The sequence below is a fragment of the Microbacterium sp. Leaf151 genome, assembly GCF_001424225.1.
Taxonomy (GTDB): domain Bacteria; phylum Actinomycetota; class Actinomycetes; order Actinomycetales; family Microbacteriaceae; genus Microbacterium.
Genome location: NZ_LMOR01000004.1, coordinates 758,019 through 773,390, shown reverse-complemented (window position 1 = coordinate 773,390; position 15,372 = coordinate 758,019). Strand labels below are relative to the sequence as shown.

Here is a 15,372-nt window from a genome sequence, read left to right as displayed (position 1 = left end):
CGTCCGTGAAAGGGGCATCCATGTCGCGCGCCTCCGTCCGGACGAGACGCGCCCGCCATCGACGCCGGTCAGCCGCCCTCATCGCGGCCGTCGTCCTCGCCGTGGTCGTCATCGCGGCGGTCGCCGGCATCTTCTCCTTCGCCGTCCTGCGGCCGGACCCCTCATCGGTGTCGACACCGGCGTCGCCCTCGCCGTCCTCCTCGGTCGCGCCCACCCCGACGGCATCCCCGACACCCTCTCCAGTAACGAGCGCGGTGACCGCACCGGCACCTGAGCCGCCCGTCTTGCCGGCGGCTCAGGGATGCGACGGCGCGACCACGGTGATGAGTGTCTGGGCACACCCCGACGACGACATCATCTTCGCGAACCCGACCATCTCCGACGCGATCGACGCCGGCGACTGCGTCCGGACGGTGTTCGTGACCGCCGGTGACGCGGGAAAGGGGATGCGTTACGTCGAAGCCCGCGAACTCGGCATCCTCCGCGCCTACAACGACATGCGGGGGACGCAGGGACTCTGGGACACCACAGATCTCACACTGACCAGTGGCGCCCACGTGCGACGACTGACCCCGACGGGCGACCCGCGCGTCTCGGTGATCTTCCTCCGTCTGCCCGACGGCAACATCACGGGCGCGGGGTTCGCGGACACGGGCTTCGCAACGCTCGGCCACCTGTTCGACGGCGGCATTCCCGCCCTCTCGCCGGTCTCGGGCGGCGCACACGTTTCGCGGGATCAGCTGCTGGCCACCGTGCGCGAGCTCTCGACGGGGTTCGCACCCGGACGCGTTCTCACCCACATCCCGCGGGGGAGCGCCTTCGCCCCTGGGGACCACCCCGACCATTCGGTCGTCGGCAGCGTCGTGCGCGAGGCCCTGGCTTCAGACCCGGCGGTGAGCCCTGGCATCCGCTACTTCGTGGGCTACCCATCGGCCGATCTGCCGCGCAACCTCGACGGGGCGGTGTTGGACGCCAAAGTCGACACCTACCGGATCTACACGCAGCAGGACGAGGTGATCCGTTGCGCCGATCGCGCCGCGTGCCTCGGGACACGCAAATTCGGTGAGTGGTTGCGACGCTCGTACCCCAAGACCGAGGCGGAGCTGCAACTACGCTGAGCGCCGTCAGCCCTGATCGAGTGTCTCCTCGACGGCTGCGCGCGCGTCGCGCTCGGCGATGATCTCGACGAAGTCCTTCACGGGCGCGTCCGCGTAACGGTCCACGGCGACGACGGCCTCGCCGTGGACCACGTCGGGTGATGCCCCCGGGAACCTCGCGGCTACGCGCTCCTCGACGCCGGCGACGGTCTCCTCCTTGTCGAAGCCGTCCGTGCGTTGTGTCATGACTGCTCCTCAGTGCCGATAGGTGCCGTGCACGATGGCTCGGCCCAGGGTGGTGAAAGCGAGGGCGAACGACGCCGCTGCGGGGGTGGCATCCGCGTCGATGCCCAGGGTGTCCTCGCCGACCGCGTGCACGACGAAGAAGTAGCGGTGGGGCTGGTCGCCCTGGGGAGGAGCTGCGCCGAGGAAGCCGGCCCGGCCGCCGTCGTTGCGCACGTGGAAGGCGCCCTCGGGAAGCGGTGCCGAGGCGGCACCGGTGGGCAGCTCTCGGGTGTCGGCGGGAAGGTCGACCAGCACCCAGTGCCAGAAGCCGCTCGGCGTCGGGGCATCGGGGTCGAAGCACGTCACCGTGAAGGACTTCGTGCCGTCGGGGACGTTCGACCAGCGCAGGTGCGGCGAGGTGTCGCCCTTGTCGGCGACCTGCGCGTCGTCGAGCGGACGACCGTCGACGAGGTCGTCGCTCGTCACGTCGAACGCGGCCACGGCGGGCAGGAGGGGGTACGGATCGGGAGTCTGCGGGCGGGTGAGATCGACCATGCATCGCACATTAGGACGGTCCGAGGGACCTCGGCAGGGCTTGCTCCGCCCGTCACCGCCGGGTAGGACGGGCGCTCAGTCGACGAGCGCGAGGAGCGAGCGCGCGGCGTCGTGCGACCCGGTGGGCGTCGGGAGCCCGTAATCGCGTTCGACGACCTCGCGGAGGTCGGCCGCCAGATGGTCGACCGAGGGGTGGACGTCGAGGGCATCGAGGACGGGGAGGATCAGGTCGTCGTACTCGTCGTCGGGCCAACCAGGACCGATGTGGTGGACGCCGATGGGGTCCCACTCGTTGAGCACCGCGCGAACGCGGAGCGCTACGGGCGTCAGTGACCGCGGCGGTGAGGAGGTCTGCATACGGCGAGTGTCACGACTGACCTTAGGTGCCCGCTGAGGATCACCGATGCGTGGGGTGCGGGCACCCGCGTCGGCCCCCGCACCCGTCGCATGATCGGTTCACCCCGACCCCTGCGGCGCGCGGCGTCGCGTCCGGAGAGGCGCGTCGAGCGCGATAGCGTCGAAGGGCGCCCACGGGCGCGACGTACCCGAAATCCGTCGCCGGGGGGCGCATCACAGGACGGAGTCGCCGTGAGTGACATCGACGAGCCTTCGCATGGCGACGGTGCCGATGCGGAGGGTGCTGAACGGCGGCGTCGCGTCATCAGTCGCCGCGCCCTGGTCTTCGGGGGGATCGCCGTGGGAGGACTCGCCGCACTGGGCGGGGGCGCGCTGGTATACCGCGACATCCGCCGGTCCGCCGGTCCGGAGGGCGCGTGGGTGAAGCTCGCCCCGATCGTCCTTTCGCCGGGCGCACCGCCGCGCGAGACGTCGCCCGCATTCGAGGAACCGGGAGAGGACACCACCGTCGCCGTGTGGGCGCACGCCGACGACGACATCATCTTCGCGAACCCCCACCTCGCGGGAGTGATCGCATCGGGGGCCACCCTGCGCACCATCTTCGTCACGGCCGGGGACGCGGGGCGCGGGCTCGCGTACGCGCGGCAGCGGGAGGCCGGCATCCGCGCGGCCTACGACCTCATGCGCGGCAGCACGGCGGCGTGGGACACACGGGAGATCACCCTGCTGAGCGGGGCCCGTGCGACCCGGTTCGTTCCCGTCGACGACGCCCGTCTGTCCATCACCATGCTGCGTCTGCCCGACGGCAACCTCAGCGCCAAAGGATTCCCCAGTACGGGTGATGCGGGCCTGACGCAGCTCATCAACGGCACCGTGCCGGTGCTCCGTCCGATCGACGACGGTCCGGCTGTCGACGCGAGCCGCTTGGCCGACACCGTCGCCGAGCTGATCCACGCCGGACGCCCCGATCACGTGACGACGAACATCCCGCACGAGAGCGTGTTCGCCCGCGGAGACCACCCCGATCATTCCTGCGTGGGCTCGCTGGTGCGAGCGGTCGCACCCGCCGTCGAGGTGCCGGCCGATGCCATCACCTACTACATCGGATATCCGTCTCAGCACCAGCCGGTGAATGTCGAAGGCGATGTGCTGGCCGCCAAGGTGGACGTGTACCAGACGTACGCCGCGGAGGACTCCGTCGTCACGTGCGAGAACGCGTCCGCGTGCCTGTCGCAGCCCGGTTTCGGCCAGTGGCTGCGTCGCTCGTACGGCAAGGCCGAGGGCGAGTTGCAGCTGCGCTGATCGGGGGCGGACGCAGCGACGCCGCCCGCAGAGCGGACGGCGTCGGGGTGATGCGACCGGGACGGGATGCGATACGTGGGCTCAGCACCCCGCCCCGGTGTCGAGGGGAGGTCAGTCCTCGGAGACCGTGACGGTGACCTCGATGTTGCCGCGTGTGGCGTTGGAGTAGGGGCAGACCTGGTGGGCTTCATCGGCGAGCTGCTGGGCGAGCTCGGCGTCGATGCCCGGGAGGACCACCTCGAGCAGCACGGCGAGCTGGTAGCCGCCCTGACCGTTGGAACCGATCTGCACGCGTCCGCCGACCGAGGAGTCCTCGAGCGTGACCTTGTGGCCGCGGGCCACCGCGTGCAGAGCACCGTGGAAGCACGCGGCGTATCCGGCGGCGAAGAGCTGCTCGGGATTGGTGCCCTGACCCGAGCCGCCCATCTCCTTCGGGGGAGCGACCTCGAGGTCGATGTAGCTGCCGGCGGTGACGTGGCCGGTGCGGCCGTGGCCCGTCGAGACGGCTTCGGCGGTGTAGAGGGCTTCCATGGGGTGTCCTTTCAAGGGTGGTTGGGGGAGGGGCGCTCACGCCGGGGGGCGCGGAGCGCCGACGGAGGCGAGCACCGCGTCAGGGTGATCGCGGAGATCTTTCATCGAGTCGGTGAGACGGTGCAACGCATCGATGAGTTCGCGCGCGTCGTCGGCGTCGGTGAAGCCGGCGCCGACAGCGATACACCGCGGCACGTGCGCGAGTTCGTCACGCAGCGCTGCGCCGCGTTCGGTGAGGGTGACGGTGACGACGCGCTCGTCGCGGGAACCACGGGTGCGTGTGACGTAGCCCGCGGCTTCCATGCGCGCGAGCATCGGCGACAGGGTGCCGGAGTCCAGCTGCAGGGCTTCGCCCAAGCTCTTCACCGACTGCTCGCCGTCGGCCCACAGGGTCACCAGGGCGATGTACTGCGGGTAGGTGAGATCGAAGGGCTCCAGAAGCACGCGATAGGCCTGGGTCGTGGTGCGGTTGGCGGCGTACAGCGCGAAACACACGAGGGCGTCGACGGCGGGCATGGACAGAGCATTGCACACAATCTAGTTGTGCACAATCTTTCTCGAACCGCGCTCATCGTCCGCTGTCAAGCCCTGCCGCGTCGTTGCGGCGCGCGTGAGCATGGGTCGCATGATCAGCAGCCGTGATGCGGATGCCGCGCCGTCCCCGGGTCTTCCCGCCGCCGCGGACGCCGATCTCCTCGCCATCAACGGACGTCATTTCGCGATCGGCGACACCGCGCCGCTCGGACGAGGCAACGCCTGATCGCACGCTCCTCCTGGCTGCCGCGACCGGGTCCGCGTCAGTCGCGCTCCGCACGCTCGTCGGCGGCGTCGGATTCGTCGAGGGGATGCCGCGTGACCAGCAACTCCGCGACGCGTCTGCGCTCCACGGCGCTCACCTGCAACGTCGCACCGTCGACCTCGACGGTGTCGCCGGCCCGAGCGAGGCGCCCCAGCCGCTCCACGACGAACCCCCCGACCGTATCTGCCGCGCCGCGCGGCAGGCTCACCCCCGTCGCCTCCTCGAAGTCCTGCAGGTTGAGGCGACCTTCGACGACGCCGTGCTCGCCCTCGGCGAGAGGCTGTTCGGCGTCGGTGTCGTACTCGTCGAAGATCTCGCCCACCACTTCCTCGACCAGATCCTCGAGCGTGACGATGCCGTCGGTGCCGCCGTACTCGTCGACGACCACCGCGATGTGGCTCCCGTCGGCGCGCATCGCCGTGAGCGTCGGCAGGACCCGGGCGGTCGAGGGGATGTAACGGATCTCGCGCATGACAGCGCTGAGCGGACGCTCGGTGTCGTCGGAGAGATCGCGCACGTGGACGAACCCCACGACATCGTCGATGGACTGCTCCGCGACCGGGTAACGCGAATACGGCAGATCCCGCACCGTCTCCCGGGCTTCGGCGATGGTGCCTCCGGCATCCAGGGTCACCACCTCGGGCCGTGGACGCATGACCTCGCTCACGTGACGGTCGCGCAGCGACAGCACGTCGTCGAGGATGCGGCGCTCGTCGGCCGGCAGACCCTCGTGGCTGGAGACGATGTCACGGAGCTCCTCCTCGGTGAGCTCCTCGCCGGTCTTGTTCGGGTCTCCGCCGAGCAGGCGCACGAGCACGTTGGTCGAGAGCGACAGCAACCAGATCACCGGCCGCATGAGCTTCGCGAACCCGTTCAGCACCGGGGCGACCGTGTATGCGAAGGCCGCGTTGCGCTGGATGGCCAGGCGCTTGGGCACGAGTTCGCCGAGCACGAGCGACAGGTAGGCGATCACGAGGGTGAGGGCGATCGTCGACACCGTCGCCGCCATGCCCGGCTCCAGACCCAGGTTCTCGAACAGCGGTGCGACCGAGGGGGCGAGGGATGACGCCCCGTATGCGGCCGAGGCGAACCCCGCCACCGTCACGCCGATCTGCACCGCCGACAGGAACGTATTGGGGTTGCGCGCCAGATCGGCGACCTTCTGCCCCCGTTTCCCCCGGGCGGCGAGGGCGTTCACCTGGCTCTCGCGCAGGGTCACCAGTGCCATCTCGGTCGCGGCGAACACGCCGCCGATGAGCACGAACACGATGACGAGCACGATGTTGAGGGCGAGGTCGCTCATGGGTGGATCGCCCCCGCTCGGGGGGAAGCTGCGCCCGGGGTCACCCGGGCGCGCGGACTATGACCGACGGAGTCGCAGGCGTGGCGCATGGCGCGAGTGTAGTGAGACGGGGGCGTCGCGGTCCGGTCGGACCGGAGGGGTTGCGTCCCCGCGGCGCCTCTGCCTCAGAGGACTGCCCCGTCGGATGCCGAGATGCGCACCGTCGCCCCGTCGCGCATCTCCACCTTCCAGACCCACGCACCCCCGTCGTCGTCGAGCTGGACCTCGTCGAGGCGTTCGCCGCCCGGGTTCTGCGTCGCGGCGATCCGCACCGCGTCGGCGAGCGTCGTCACGGCCGCGTCCAGCGCGGCACGTTCCTCGGCGTCGATGTCGTCGTCGTCCCGCGAGGACTGCACGCTCGTCCCCTCGGATGCCACGTGCACCTCGACCTCGCGCTCGCCCACGGCGACGTGCACCTCCCAGGTGTCGTCGTCGCCGCGTTCCAGCTCGAACGCGCGACCGCCCGCGCTCGACTCGGCGGTGGTGATGGCGGTCACAGCGGTCCTGCCGTCGTCGTCGACGGAGGTCGCACCGGATGCCCCGCTCCCGGGCGCGCCCGATGCTGCGGGGACGGGGTCGCCCCCGGATGCGGGGGCGCAGGCGCTGAGGGTCAGCGCGCCGGCGACGATGAGCAGGGCGATACCGGGGATGCGGGTCGGAGCCATGCCGGAAGGCTAACGACGCCGAGCGGGTGGCCCCGAGCCGTTGCATCCGCGCTCGCCCTGTGCGAGAGGCGGGTCGTTACCAATCCGAAACATCCCCGTCAAGCAGGGGCCCGTGTTCAGGTACGAGCCGAAGCATTGCGGCCATGAGCGAGATCACCGCACACCACGGACTTCTGACCGACATCGACCTTCACGTCGACGACACCGGCGGCACCGGCCGACCGATCGTCCTCATCCATGGCTGGCCCCTCTCGGGCGAGTCCTGGGCCCACCAGGTCCCCGCGATCGAGGCGGCCGGGTACCGCGTCGTCACCTACGACCGCCGAGGATTCGGTCGCAGCGACAAGCCCCGCACCGGATACGACTACGACACCTTCTCCGACGACCTGCAGGCCGTGATCGAGACCCTCGATCTGCGCGACGTCACCCTCGTGGGCTTCTCGATGGGCGGCGGCGAAGTGGCCCGCTACATCACGCGCCACGGTGCCGACCGCATCCACAGCGTCGTGTTCGCCTCCGCCGTGCCCCCCTACCTGGCCAAGACGGACGACAACCCCGAGGGTCCGCTCGACGATGAGACCGCCGACGGCATGAAGCAGGGCCTCAAGGGCGACGAGAAGGCGTTCTACCACCAGTTCACGACCGACTTCTTCTCGGTCGACGGCACCCTCGCCGTCTCCGAGGCCGACCGTGCCGAGGCCGAGCGCCTCGCGAATCAGGCCGACCATCACGCTGCGCTGAAGTCGATGGAGGCGTTCGCCACCACCGATTTCCGCGACGACCTGCCGAACGTCACCGTCCCCACCCTCGTCATCCACGGCGACAGCGACGCGACCGTCCCCTTCGAGGGCTCGGGCAAGCGCACGCACGAGGCCATCGCCGGGAGCGAACTGCACGTCGTCACCGGCGCGCCCCACGGCGTGAACGTCAGCCACGCCGACGAGTTCAACCGGGTCGTCATCGACTTCCTCCAGCGCTGATCCGCCGCGCTCGCGTTCGCACTCTCGCCCGCATCCGCGGTGGACGCGTTCGGACGGGTCATGCCCCGTCGCCTTCGGGCGGCGGGGCATCGTCGTGCCGGGCCATACCCGTGAGCGGCGGGGTGAAGACGGTGGTGAAGCCTGCGGTGCGCGCGCCGTCCGACGGCAGGCCAGGGCGTTTCGGCGTCCTACCCTGACCCGCATGTCCTCGCTCGACGCTCCCGCCGCTCGTCACCGGGGGCGCCGCCGACGTCGCCGGTGGGGGGAGGGCGGCTCGAGCATCGCCCGGTGGGACGTCGAGATGCTCGGGTGGGCCGTCTGCGCCGTCGGGGTGGCCGCGGTCGGAGCCCACGCGGCGCCCCTGCTGTTCCCGGTCGAAACGGCCGCCGCCGGGGCGCAGGGGATCATCTGGACGGCGATGGCTGCGCCCGTCGCCCTGGCCTTCGCGCGCTCGCGCCCGCGGGGACTGCTGCGCTTCCGGGTCATCGACCTCGTGTACGGGGTCGTCTTCGGGATCCTGCTCCGACTCGTCCAGGGCGCCGTCGCCGGCATCGGCGGCGACGCCGCACCGTGGCCGTCGACGTTCTCGACCGACGGCGGGCTTCCACCGGCGTTCGCGCTCGACGCGATCGCCGGATCACTGGTGACCCCGACGATCGAGGAGTCGCTCTTCCGCGCGGTCGTCCTGGTCAGCACCTTCGCCGTTCTCCGGCGCCGCGCCGGCGGTGTCGCCGCGGGCATCGCCGCAATGGCAGTGTCGACGGCTCTCTTCGTCGCCGCGCACGAACTGACGGCGCCGCGCGGGCCGTCGGATCTCGCTGCCCTGACGCTGCTCGGCGTCGTCGCGGGAGCGTTCACGATCGGGACGGGGCGCATCTGGCCGGCGGTGGCCGTGCACGTCGTCTTCAACGCGTCCGGCTTCGCCCTGGTCGCCGCGGGCACGCTCCTCGCCTGACGGCGGCGGCATTTGGTCGTGGCATCCGGATGCCGTAGTCTTGCTCTTTGGTGCCCGCCTCTCTGCGAGCGGGTTGCCCGAACGTGAGCCCTCCACCGGCCCTGGTTGCGTCGTCATCGACGAGGCAACGGACCACCGGAGCGGGATTCACGAACTCCTCCGTTCGAACAAGAAAGCAGCACTACTGTGACGCGCACTTTCACCCCCAAGGCCGCTGAGGTCACGCGCGAGTGGGTCGTTATCGACGCCGCCGACGTCGTCCTCGGCCGTCTCGCCTCGCACGCGGCGGTCCTCCTCCGCGGCAAGCACAAGGCGACCTTCGCCAACCACATCGACTCCGGCGACTTCGTCATCGTGATCAACGCCGAAAAGGTGGCGCTCACGGGTCAGAAGCTCCAGAAGAAGAAGGCCTACCGCCACTCGGGTTACCCGGGCGGCCTCAAGTCGGTCACGTACGAGGAACTCCTCGACAAGAACCCCGTCCGCGCGGTCGAGAAGGCCATCCGCGGCATGCTGCCCAAGAACAGCCTCGGCGCGGCGCAGCTCAAGAAGCTCAAGGTGTACCGCGGCGCCGAGCACCCCCACGGTGCCCAGCAGCCCACGGCATACACCTTCGACCAGGTCGCCCAGTAAGCGCCGCCGGATAAGGACGAAACAGTGTCGAACATCGACCCCAGCAACTACAGCACCGAAACGCCGGCCGAGCAGTCGACCGTCGAAGCCTCGCGCCCCGTGCTCTCGGTCCCCGGCGCAGCCGTCGGCCGTCGCAAGCAGGCCATCGCCCGCGTGCGCCTCATCCCCGGTTCGGGCACGATCACGGTCAACGGCCGCACGATCGAGGACTACTTCCCGAACAAGCTGCACCAGCAGCTGATCAACGATCCGTTCACGGTTCTCGAGCTCGCGGGCTCGTACGACGTGATCGCGCGCATCTCCGGTGGAGGCCCCTCGGGTCAGGCCGGCGCGCTGCGTCTCGGAATCGCCCGTTCGCTGAACGGCATCGACGAAGAGAACAACCGCCCCACCCTGAAGAAGGCCGGCTTCCTCTCGCGTGACGCTCGCGTCAAGGAGCGCAAGAAGGCCGGTCTCAAGAAGGCCCGCAAGGCGCCCCAGTACTCCAAGCGCTGAGTTCGACGATCCGGATGCCTCTTTTCGGCACGGACGGGGTGCGGGGGCTGGCCAACGGCCTCCTCACCGCCGAACTCGCGCTGCACCTGGCCCAGGCGACTGCTGTCGTCCTGGGCCAGGGCCGTTCTGCGGAGGCGCGCAAGGCCGAAGGCCGCCGGCTCACCGCCGTCGTCGCGCGCGACCCGCGCGTCTCGGGGGAGTTCCTCGCGGCGGCGGTCTCGGCGGGACTCGCGTCGTCGGGCGTCGACGTGCTCGATGCGGGGGTCATCCCCACGCCCGCCCTGGCCTTCCTCATCGCCGACCACGACGCCGACTTCGGTGTGATGGTGTCGGCGTCGCACAACCCCGCTCCCGACAACGGCATCAAGATCTTCGCCCGAGGCGGTAAGAAGCTGCCCGACATCGTCGAGCAGCGCATCGAGCTCGCCCTCGAGTGGGACCGCCTGCAGCCCACGGGTGCGGGTGTCGGTCGCATCCGGCGTTTCGCCGACGCCGAAGACCGGTACGTGCTTCACCTGCTGGCCTCGCTGCCGCACCGCCTCGACGGCATCCACGTCGTGCTCGACTGCGCGCACGGTGCCGCCGCCGGCGTGTCGCCCGAGACCTTCAAGGACGCGGGCGCGATCGTCACCGTCATCGGCGCCGAGCCCGACGGGCTCAACATCAACGACGGCGTGGGCTCGACGCACCTCGACGTGCTCGCCGAAGCCGTCGTGCGTCTCGGAGCAGATGTCGGCATCGCCCACGACGGTGACGCCGACCGCTGCCTCGCCGTCGACGCGCAGGGCAACGTGGTCGACGGCGATCAGATCATGGCGATCCTCGCGGTGGCGATGAAGGAGCGCGGCGCGCTCGTCGACGACACCCTCGTCGCCACGGTCATGAGCAATCTCGGGCTGCACCGCGCGATGGCCGACCACGGCATCCGCGTCCTGCAGACCGGCGTCGGCGACCGCTACGTGCTCGAGGCCATGAACGAGGGGGGCTACTCCCTGGGCGGGGAGCAGTCGGGCCACGTCATCATGAGCGACTTCGCCACCACCGGCGACGGTCTGCTGACGGGGTTGCACATCGTGGCCGAGATGGCCCGGCAGGGCAAGACCCTCGCCGAACTCGCGTCGCTGATGACGGTGTACCCGCAGGTACTCGTCAATGTTCGCGGCGTCGACCGCGACGGCGTGACCGACGAGGGCGTTCAGGAGGCGGTGACCGCCTCGATCGCCGACCTCGGCGATTCCGGCCGTGTGCTGCTGCGCGCGTCCGGCACCGAGCCGCTCGTGCGCGTGATGGTGGAGGCGGCGAGCGAAGAGGTAGCCCGCGCCCACGCGGATCGTCTGGCCGACGTCGTTCGGGAGCGTCTCGCGCTCTGACGCGACACCTGCTCGCCCAGGTCGGGCGGATGCTCGGCTCGCTGACCTCGGGCGACTCCTCGCGTGCCCCGCGCCGGGCGAGCATACGACCGGAGGCAGCGGGGAGGGGTCAGTACTCCAGCGACTCGATGTAGCGCAGGAGGACTCCCTCGCGCAGTGCCCAGGGGGAGACCTCGAGCTCCTCGACGTCGAGCGCTTTCATCGCCCGCTCCACGACCACGGCCGCGGCGACGATCTGGAACGTGCGGTCGGCGGTGATTCCGGGGAGCGCTTCACGCGCCTCGGCGGGGATGCGGGCCAGTCGCGGGATCCAGTCCTTCAGTTCCCGGCGCGGCAGCACCATGCGGTCGATGCCCGACCATCCCGGCACCGGGTAGCCCGCGAGCTTGGCGAGCGAGCGGATCGCCTTCGACGACCCCACCACGTGGTCTGGCCGGGGGAGCGCGGCGAAGCGCGCGGCCACCGGCGCGAGGACGGCCATCGCGTGCTGGCGCAGCGCGTCGATCTCATCGGCGCTGGGCGGATCGTGCGGCAGGAACTGCACCGTGGAGCGTCCGGCGCCCAGCGGCACCGATTCGGCGAGGTCGGGCAGCTCGTCTCCGCCGCCGGCGATCTCGAGGGAGCCGCCGCCGATGTCGAACAGCAGGATCTGCCCCGCCGACCAGCCGAACCACCGCCGCACCGCCAGGTAGGTGAAACGCGCTTCCGTCTCGCCGCCGAGGACCTGGAGCGGTTGGCCGAGGACGTCTTCGATCTGCGCGATGACCGCCTCGCCGTTGGTCGCCTCGCGCACGGCCGAGGTCGCCGTCGCGAGGAGTTCATCCACCCCCTCGGCGCGCGCGTGCGCGCACGCCGCGGCCACGGCATCCACGAGTCCGGTCACGCCCTCGGGCGAGATGGAGCCGTCCGGCTGCAGGTAGCGCATGAGGCGCAGCACCGAGCGGTGGGAGGTGGTGGCCGTCGGCCGGCCCCCCGCGCGGGCGTTGGCGACGAGCAGGTGGACGGTGTTCGAACCGATGTCGAGGACTCCCAGGCGCACGCTCCGAGCGTAGTGGCGCCGACCCCGCCTCCCGGTGCCCGCGGTGGGGCCGCGCGGGAGCCAGCCGGGAGAGCGCGATCGCGCCGGTAGCATGGGGCGGGTGTCCGCCGCCGAGACCGACGCTCCCGCGCCGTCGCTGAGCCCCTACCGTCAGATCGACCGCGACGACTGGTCGCGCTTGGCCGGCGGACTCCCGCAGCCGCTGACCGAGAACGAGATCGTGCAGCTGCGCGGGATCGGTGACCGCCTCGACCCTCGCGAGGTCGCCGAGGTGTACCTGCCCCTCAGCCGGCTGCTGAGCCTCTACGCACGCGCGACGCGCCGACTGGGTGCCGACACGAGCGAGTTCCTCGGCGAACCGGATGCCACGACCCCGTTCGTCATCGGCGTCGCCGGGTCCGTGGCGGTCGGCAAATCGACCATCGCCCGCCTGCTGCGTGAACTCATGAGCCGCTGGCCCGACACCCCCCGGGTGGAGCTGGTCACCACGGACGGCTTCCTCTATCCGAACGCCGAGCTCGAACGCCGCGGACTCATGGATCGCAAGGGTTTCCCCGAGTCGTACGACCGGCGGGCGCTGGTGCAGTTCCTCAGCGAGGTGAAGTCGGGCGCCGAAGAGGCGCGTGCACCCTTCTACTCGCACGTGCGGTACGACATCATGCCCGACGCCCACGTCACCGTGCACCGACCCGATGTCGTCATCGTCGAGGGGCTGAACGTGCTGCAGCCACCGCCCTCGCCGAACGAGGTCGCCGTGAGCGACCTGTTCGACTTCTCGATCTACGTCGACGCCGACGCCGCCCACATCGAGAAGTGGTACGTCGAGCGGTTCCTCGCGTTGCGCGACAACGCCTTCACGAACCCGACGTCGTTCTTCCGCGTGTTCGCCGACATCAGCGACGAGGAGGCCGTGGAACGCGCCCTCGGTTACTGGCGCGAGATCAACCTCCCCAACCTCGAGGAGAACGTCCTACCGACGAGACACCGTGCGGGGCTCGTGCTGCAGAAGGGCGCCGACCACACGGTCGAGTCGGTGCTGTTGCGAAAGCTCTAGGGCCGCCTCTCGCCGGTCTGCGCGGCGTCGGGTGCGGTCGCAGGGGGCGCTCGGCATCGCCCCGTAGGATGGGGGCTCATGTGCGGAATCATCGGTTACGTGGGTCCTCGGCAGAGCCAGGACATCCTTCTCGCCGGACTGTCTCGGCTGGAATACCGGGGCTACGACTCCGCCGGCATCGCCGTGATCGACGGTGAGGGCACCCTCGACATGCGCAAGCGCGCGGGAAAGCTCGCGGTGCTCCGTGACGACCTCGTGGCCACGCCCATGCCAAACGGCACCACCGGCATCGGCCACACGCGCTGGGCGACGCACGGCGGACCGACGGATGCCAATGCGCACCCGCACCTCGCCGACGACGACAAGCTCGCCGTCATCCACAACGGCATCATCGAGAACTTCGCCGAGCTCAAGAGCGAGATGGTCGGCGAGGGCTTCGCGTTCCGCAGCGAGACCGACACCGAGGTCGCTGCCGTCATGATCGGCCGCGAGTACGCCCGCACCAAGGACCTGGTGCAGGCGTTCCGTGCGGTCGTCTCGCGCCTCGAGGGCGCCTACACGCTCCTCGCCATGCACCAGGACCACCCGGGTCTCGTCGTGGGCGCGCGCCGCAACTCTCCGCTGGTCATCGGCCTCGGCGAGGGCGAGAACTTCCTCGGCTCCGACGTCGCCGCCTTCGTCGAGCACACCCGCAACGCCCTCGCGATTGGCCAGGACGAGATCGTGGCCATCACCCCCGAGGGTGTCGAGGTGACCGATTTCTCGGGCGCGCCGGTCGAGGTCGAGGCGTTCGAGGTCACGTGGGACGCCTCGGCGGCCGAGAAGGGCGGCTGGTCCTCGTTCATGGCGAAAGAGGTCTCGGAAGAGCCCGAAGCCGTCGCCAACACGCTGCGCGGCCGGATCCACGAGGGCCGGGTCGAGATCCCCGAGCTCGAGGGACTCGATGACTTCCTCGCCGACATCGACCGCATCCTCATCATCGCGTGCGGCACCGCCGCGTACGCCGGCATGGTCGGCAAGTACGCGCTCGAGACATGGACGCGCGTGCCCGTCGACGTCGAGCTCGCCCACGAGTTCCGTTACCGCGACCCGGTGCTCTCGGATCGCACGCTGGTCGTCTCGATCAGCCAGTCGGGCGAGACCATGGACACGCTCATGGCGGTGAAGTACGCCCGTTCGCGCGGGGCCAAGACGCTGTCGATCTGCAACACGCAGGGCGCGACCATTCCGCGCGAGTCGGACGCCATCGTCTACACCCACGCCGGTCCCGAAGTCGCCGTGGCCTCCACGAAGGCCTTCGTCGCGCAGATCACCGCGCTCTACCTGCTCGCGCTGCACGTGGGCCGCATCCGCGGCGCCGTCGACCCCGTCGCAGCCGTCGAGGCCGTCGCCGAGCTCGAGGCCGTACCGGGCAAGATCGCCCGCGTGCTCGAGAGCGAGCAGGCGCGCATCGAACAGCTCGCCCACTGGATGGCCGACACGCGCTCAGTCCTCTTCCTCGGCCGCAACGTCGGATACCCGATCGCGCTCGAGGGGGCGCTCAAGCTGAAAGAACTGGCGTACATCCACGCCGAGGGCTTCGCAGCCGGCGAACTCAAGCACGGGCCCATCGCCCTCATCGAGCCGGGCCAGCCCGTGTTCGTCGTGGTGCCGTCGCCGCGTGGCTCGGGCGAGATGCACAAGAAGGTCGTCTCGAACATCGAGGAGATCCGCGCGCGCGGCGCCCGCGTGATCGCGATCGCCGAAGAGGGTGACGTCGCCGTGCTCCCCGCCGCCGACGAGGTGCTGCGCATCCCTCTCGCCGCCCCGCTGTTCGAGCCGCTGCTGGCCGTCGTGCCGCTGCACATCTTCGCGATGGGCCTCGCCGAGGCCAAGGGCCTCGATGTCGACCAGCCGCGCAACCTGGCGAAGTCGGTGACGGTGGAGTAACCCGTCGTCTTCGGGGCCGGATGCCGTGGCATCCGGCCCCTTCG

At 70.3% G+C, this 15,372-nt stretch carries 18 protein-coding genes; 10 read left to right on the top strand and 8 right to left on the bottom strand.

Annotated features, from left to right (window positions below; genetic code table 11):
* The first annotated feature begins 20 nt into the window (after nucleotides 1–20).
* Complete coding sequence (locus tag ASF76_RS14280; RefSeq protein WP_082485105.1) at nucleotides 21–1,118, top strand: PIG-L family deacetylase; 1,098 nt, start codon at nucleotides 21–23, stop codon at nucleotides 1,116–1,118.
* A gap of 6 nt (nucleotides 1,119–1,124) precedes the next feature.
* Here ASF76_RS14280 and ASF76_RS14275 read toward each other — a convergent pair whose 3' ends face one another.
* The 3 genes from ASF76_RS14275 to ASF76_RS14265 all read right to left on the bottom strand — a co-directional run bounded on the left by ASF76_RS14275 (nucleotide 1,125) and on the right by ASF76_RS14265 (nucleotide 2,234).
* Nucleotides 1,125–1,343 (bottom strand): three-helix bundle dimerization domain-containing protein, encoded by a 219-nt coding sequence (locus tag ASF76_RS14275; RefSeq protein WP_055959186.1) that lies wholly within the window; start codon nucleotides 1,341–1,343, stop codon nucleotides 1,125–1,127.
* A gap of 9 nt (nucleotides 1,344–1,352) precedes the next feature.
* Nucleotides 1,353–1,877, bottom strand: coding sequence for a YbhB/YbcL family Raf kinase inhibitor-like protein (locus ASF76_RS14270; protein WP_055959183.1), 525 nt, complete (start codon nucleotides 1,875–1,877; stop codon nucleotides 1,353–1,355).
* A gap of 75 nt (nucleotides 1,878–1,952) precedes the next feature.
* Nucleotides 1,953–2,234 carry a hypothetical protein gene (locus ASF76_RS14265; protein ID WP_055959180.1) on the bottom strand — a complete coding sequence of 94 codons (282 nt, stop codon included), beginning with the start codon at nucleotides 2,232–2,234 and terminating at the stop codon, nucleotides 1,953–1,955.
* A 231-nt stretch (nucleotides 2,235–2,465) separates the two neighbouring features.
* On the opposite strand from ASF76_RS14265, the gene ASF76_RS14260 reads away from it, so the two are divergent.
* A complete protein-coding gene (locus ASF76_RS14260; RefSeq protein WP_055959177.1) occupies nucleotides 2,466–3,536 on the top strand; it encodes a PIG-L family deacetylase in 1,071 nt (356 codons plus the stop codon).
* A gap of 111 nt (nucleotides 3,537–3,647) precedes the next feature.
* Here the strand turns inward: ASF76_RS14260 and ASF76_RS14255 are convergent, their stop codons facing one another.
* Nucleotides 3,648–4,067, bottom strand: a complete 420-nt coding sequence (locus ASF76_RS14255) for an organic hydroperoxide resistance protein (protein ID WP_055959174.1) — start codon at nucleotides 4,065–4,067, stop codon at nucleotides 3,648–3,650.
* Between the two features lie 36 nt (nucleotides 4,068–4,103).
* Nucleotides 4,104–4,583: a MarR family winged helix-turn-helix transcriptional regulator gene (locus tag ASF76_RS14250; protein WP_055959171.1), complete on the bottom strand. Its 480-nt coding sequence runs from the start codon at nucleotides 4,581–4,583 to the stop codon at nucleotides 4,104–4,106.
* Nucleotides 4,584–4,692: 109 nt separating this feature from the next.
* Between ASF76_RS14250 and ASF76_RS17640 the strand changes: the two genes are divergently transcribed.
* Entirely contained in the window at nucleotides 4,693–4,827 is a 135-nt protein-coding gene (locus ASF76_RS17640) for a hypothetical protein (protein ID WP_268774796.1), read from the top strand.
* A 37-nt stretch (nucleotides 4,828–4,864) separates the two neighbouring features.
* Here the strand turns inward: ASF76_RS17640 and ASF76_RS14245 are convergent, their stop codons facing one another.
* Both ASF76_RS14245 and ASF76_RS14240 read right to left on the bottom strand, forming a co-directional pair.
* The gene (locus tag ASF76_RS14245; RefSeq protein WP_055959168.1) at nucleotides 4,865–6,169 is read right to left on the bottom strand and encodes a hemolysin family protein; all 1,305 of its coding nucleotides are present in this window, start codon (nucleotides 6,167–6,169) and stop codon (nucleotides 4,865–4,867) included.
* A gap of 164 nt (nucleotides 6,170–6,333) precedes the next feature.
* On the bottom strand, nucleotides 6,334–6,873 hold the full coding sequence (locus tag ASF76_RS14240; RefSeq protein WP_055959165.1) for a PepSY domain-containing protein: 540 nt from the start codon (nucleotides 6,871–6,873) through the stop codon (nucleotides 6,334–6,336).
* Nucleotides 6,874–7,016: 143 nt separating this feature from the next.
* Between ASF76_RS14240 and ASF76_RS14235 the strand changes: the two genes are divergently transcribed.
* The 5 genes from ASF76_RS14235 (at nucleotide 7,017) to glmM (ending at nucleotide 11,306) form a co-directional block, all read left to right on the top strand.
* The gene (locus ASF76_RS14235) at nucleotides 7,017–7,853 is read left to right on the top strand and encodes an alpha/beta fold hydrolase (protein WP_055959162.1); all 837 of its coding nucleotides are present in this window, start codon (nucleotides 7,017–7,019) and stop codon (nucleotides 7,851–7,853) included.
* 202 nt (nucleotides 7,854–8,055) lie between these two features.
* On the top strand, nucleotides 8,056–8,808 hold the full coding sequence (locus ASF76_RS14230; RefSeq protein WP_156459269.1) for a CPBP family intramembrane glutamic endopeptidase: 753 nt from the start codon (nucleotides 8,056–8,058) through the stop codon (nucleotides 8,806–8,808).
* A 186-nt stretch (nucleotides 8,809–8,994) separates the two neighbouring features.
* Complete coding sequence (gene rplM / locus ASF76_RS14225) at nucleotides 8,995–9,441, top strand: 50S ribosomal protein L13 (RefSeq protein WP_055959156.1); 447 nt, start codon at nucleotides 8,995–8,997, stop codon at nucleotides 9,439–9,441.
* 33 nt (nucleotides 9,442–9,474) lie between these two features.
* Nucleotides 9,475–9,936, top strand: coding sequence for a 30S ribosomal protein S9 (gene rpsI / locus ASF76_RS14220; protein ID WP_314452236.1), 462 nt, complete (start codon nucleotides 9,475–9,477; stop codon nucleotides 9,934–9,936).
* A gap of 14 nt (nucleotides 9,937–9,950) precedes the next feature.
* Nucleotides 9,951–11,306, top strand: coding sequence for a phosphoglucosamine mutase (glmM, locus tag ASF76_RS14215; protein WP_055959150.1), 1,356 nt, complete (start codon nucleotides 9,951–9,953; stop codon nucleotides 11,304–11,306).
* 109 nt (nucleotides 11,307–11,415) lie between these two features.
* Here the strand turns inward: glmM and ASF76_RS14210 are convergent, their stop codons facing one another.
* Nucleotides 11,416–12,345: a Ppx/GppA phosphatase family protein gene (locus ASF76_RS14210; protein ID WP_055959147.1), complete on the bottom strand. Its 930-nt coding sequence runs from the start codon at nucleotides 12,343–12,345 to the stop codon at nucleotides 11,416–11,418.
* 91 nt (nucleotides 12,346–12,436) lie between these two features.
* Here ASF76_RS14210 and coaA point away from each other — a divergent pair, with 91 nt between their 5' ends.
* Both coaA and glmS read left to right on the top strand, forming a co-directional pair.
* Nucleotides 12,437–13,399 (top strand): type I pantothenate kinase, encoded by a 963-nt coding sequence (gene coaA / locus ASF76_RS14205; protein WP_055959144.1) that lies wholly within the window; start codon nucleotides 12,437–12,439, stop codon nucleotides 13,397–13,399.
* A gap of 78 nt (nucleotides 13,400–13,477) precedes the next feature.
* Nucleotides 13,478–15,328 (top strand): glutamine--fructose-6-phosphate transaminase (isomerizing), encoded by a 1,851-nt coding sequence (gene glmS / locus ASF76_RS14200; RefSeq protein ID WP_055959141.1) that lies wholly within the window; start codon nucleotides 13,478–13,480, stop codon nucleotides 15,326–15,328.
* Nucleotides 15,329–15,372: the final 44 nt, after the last annotated feature.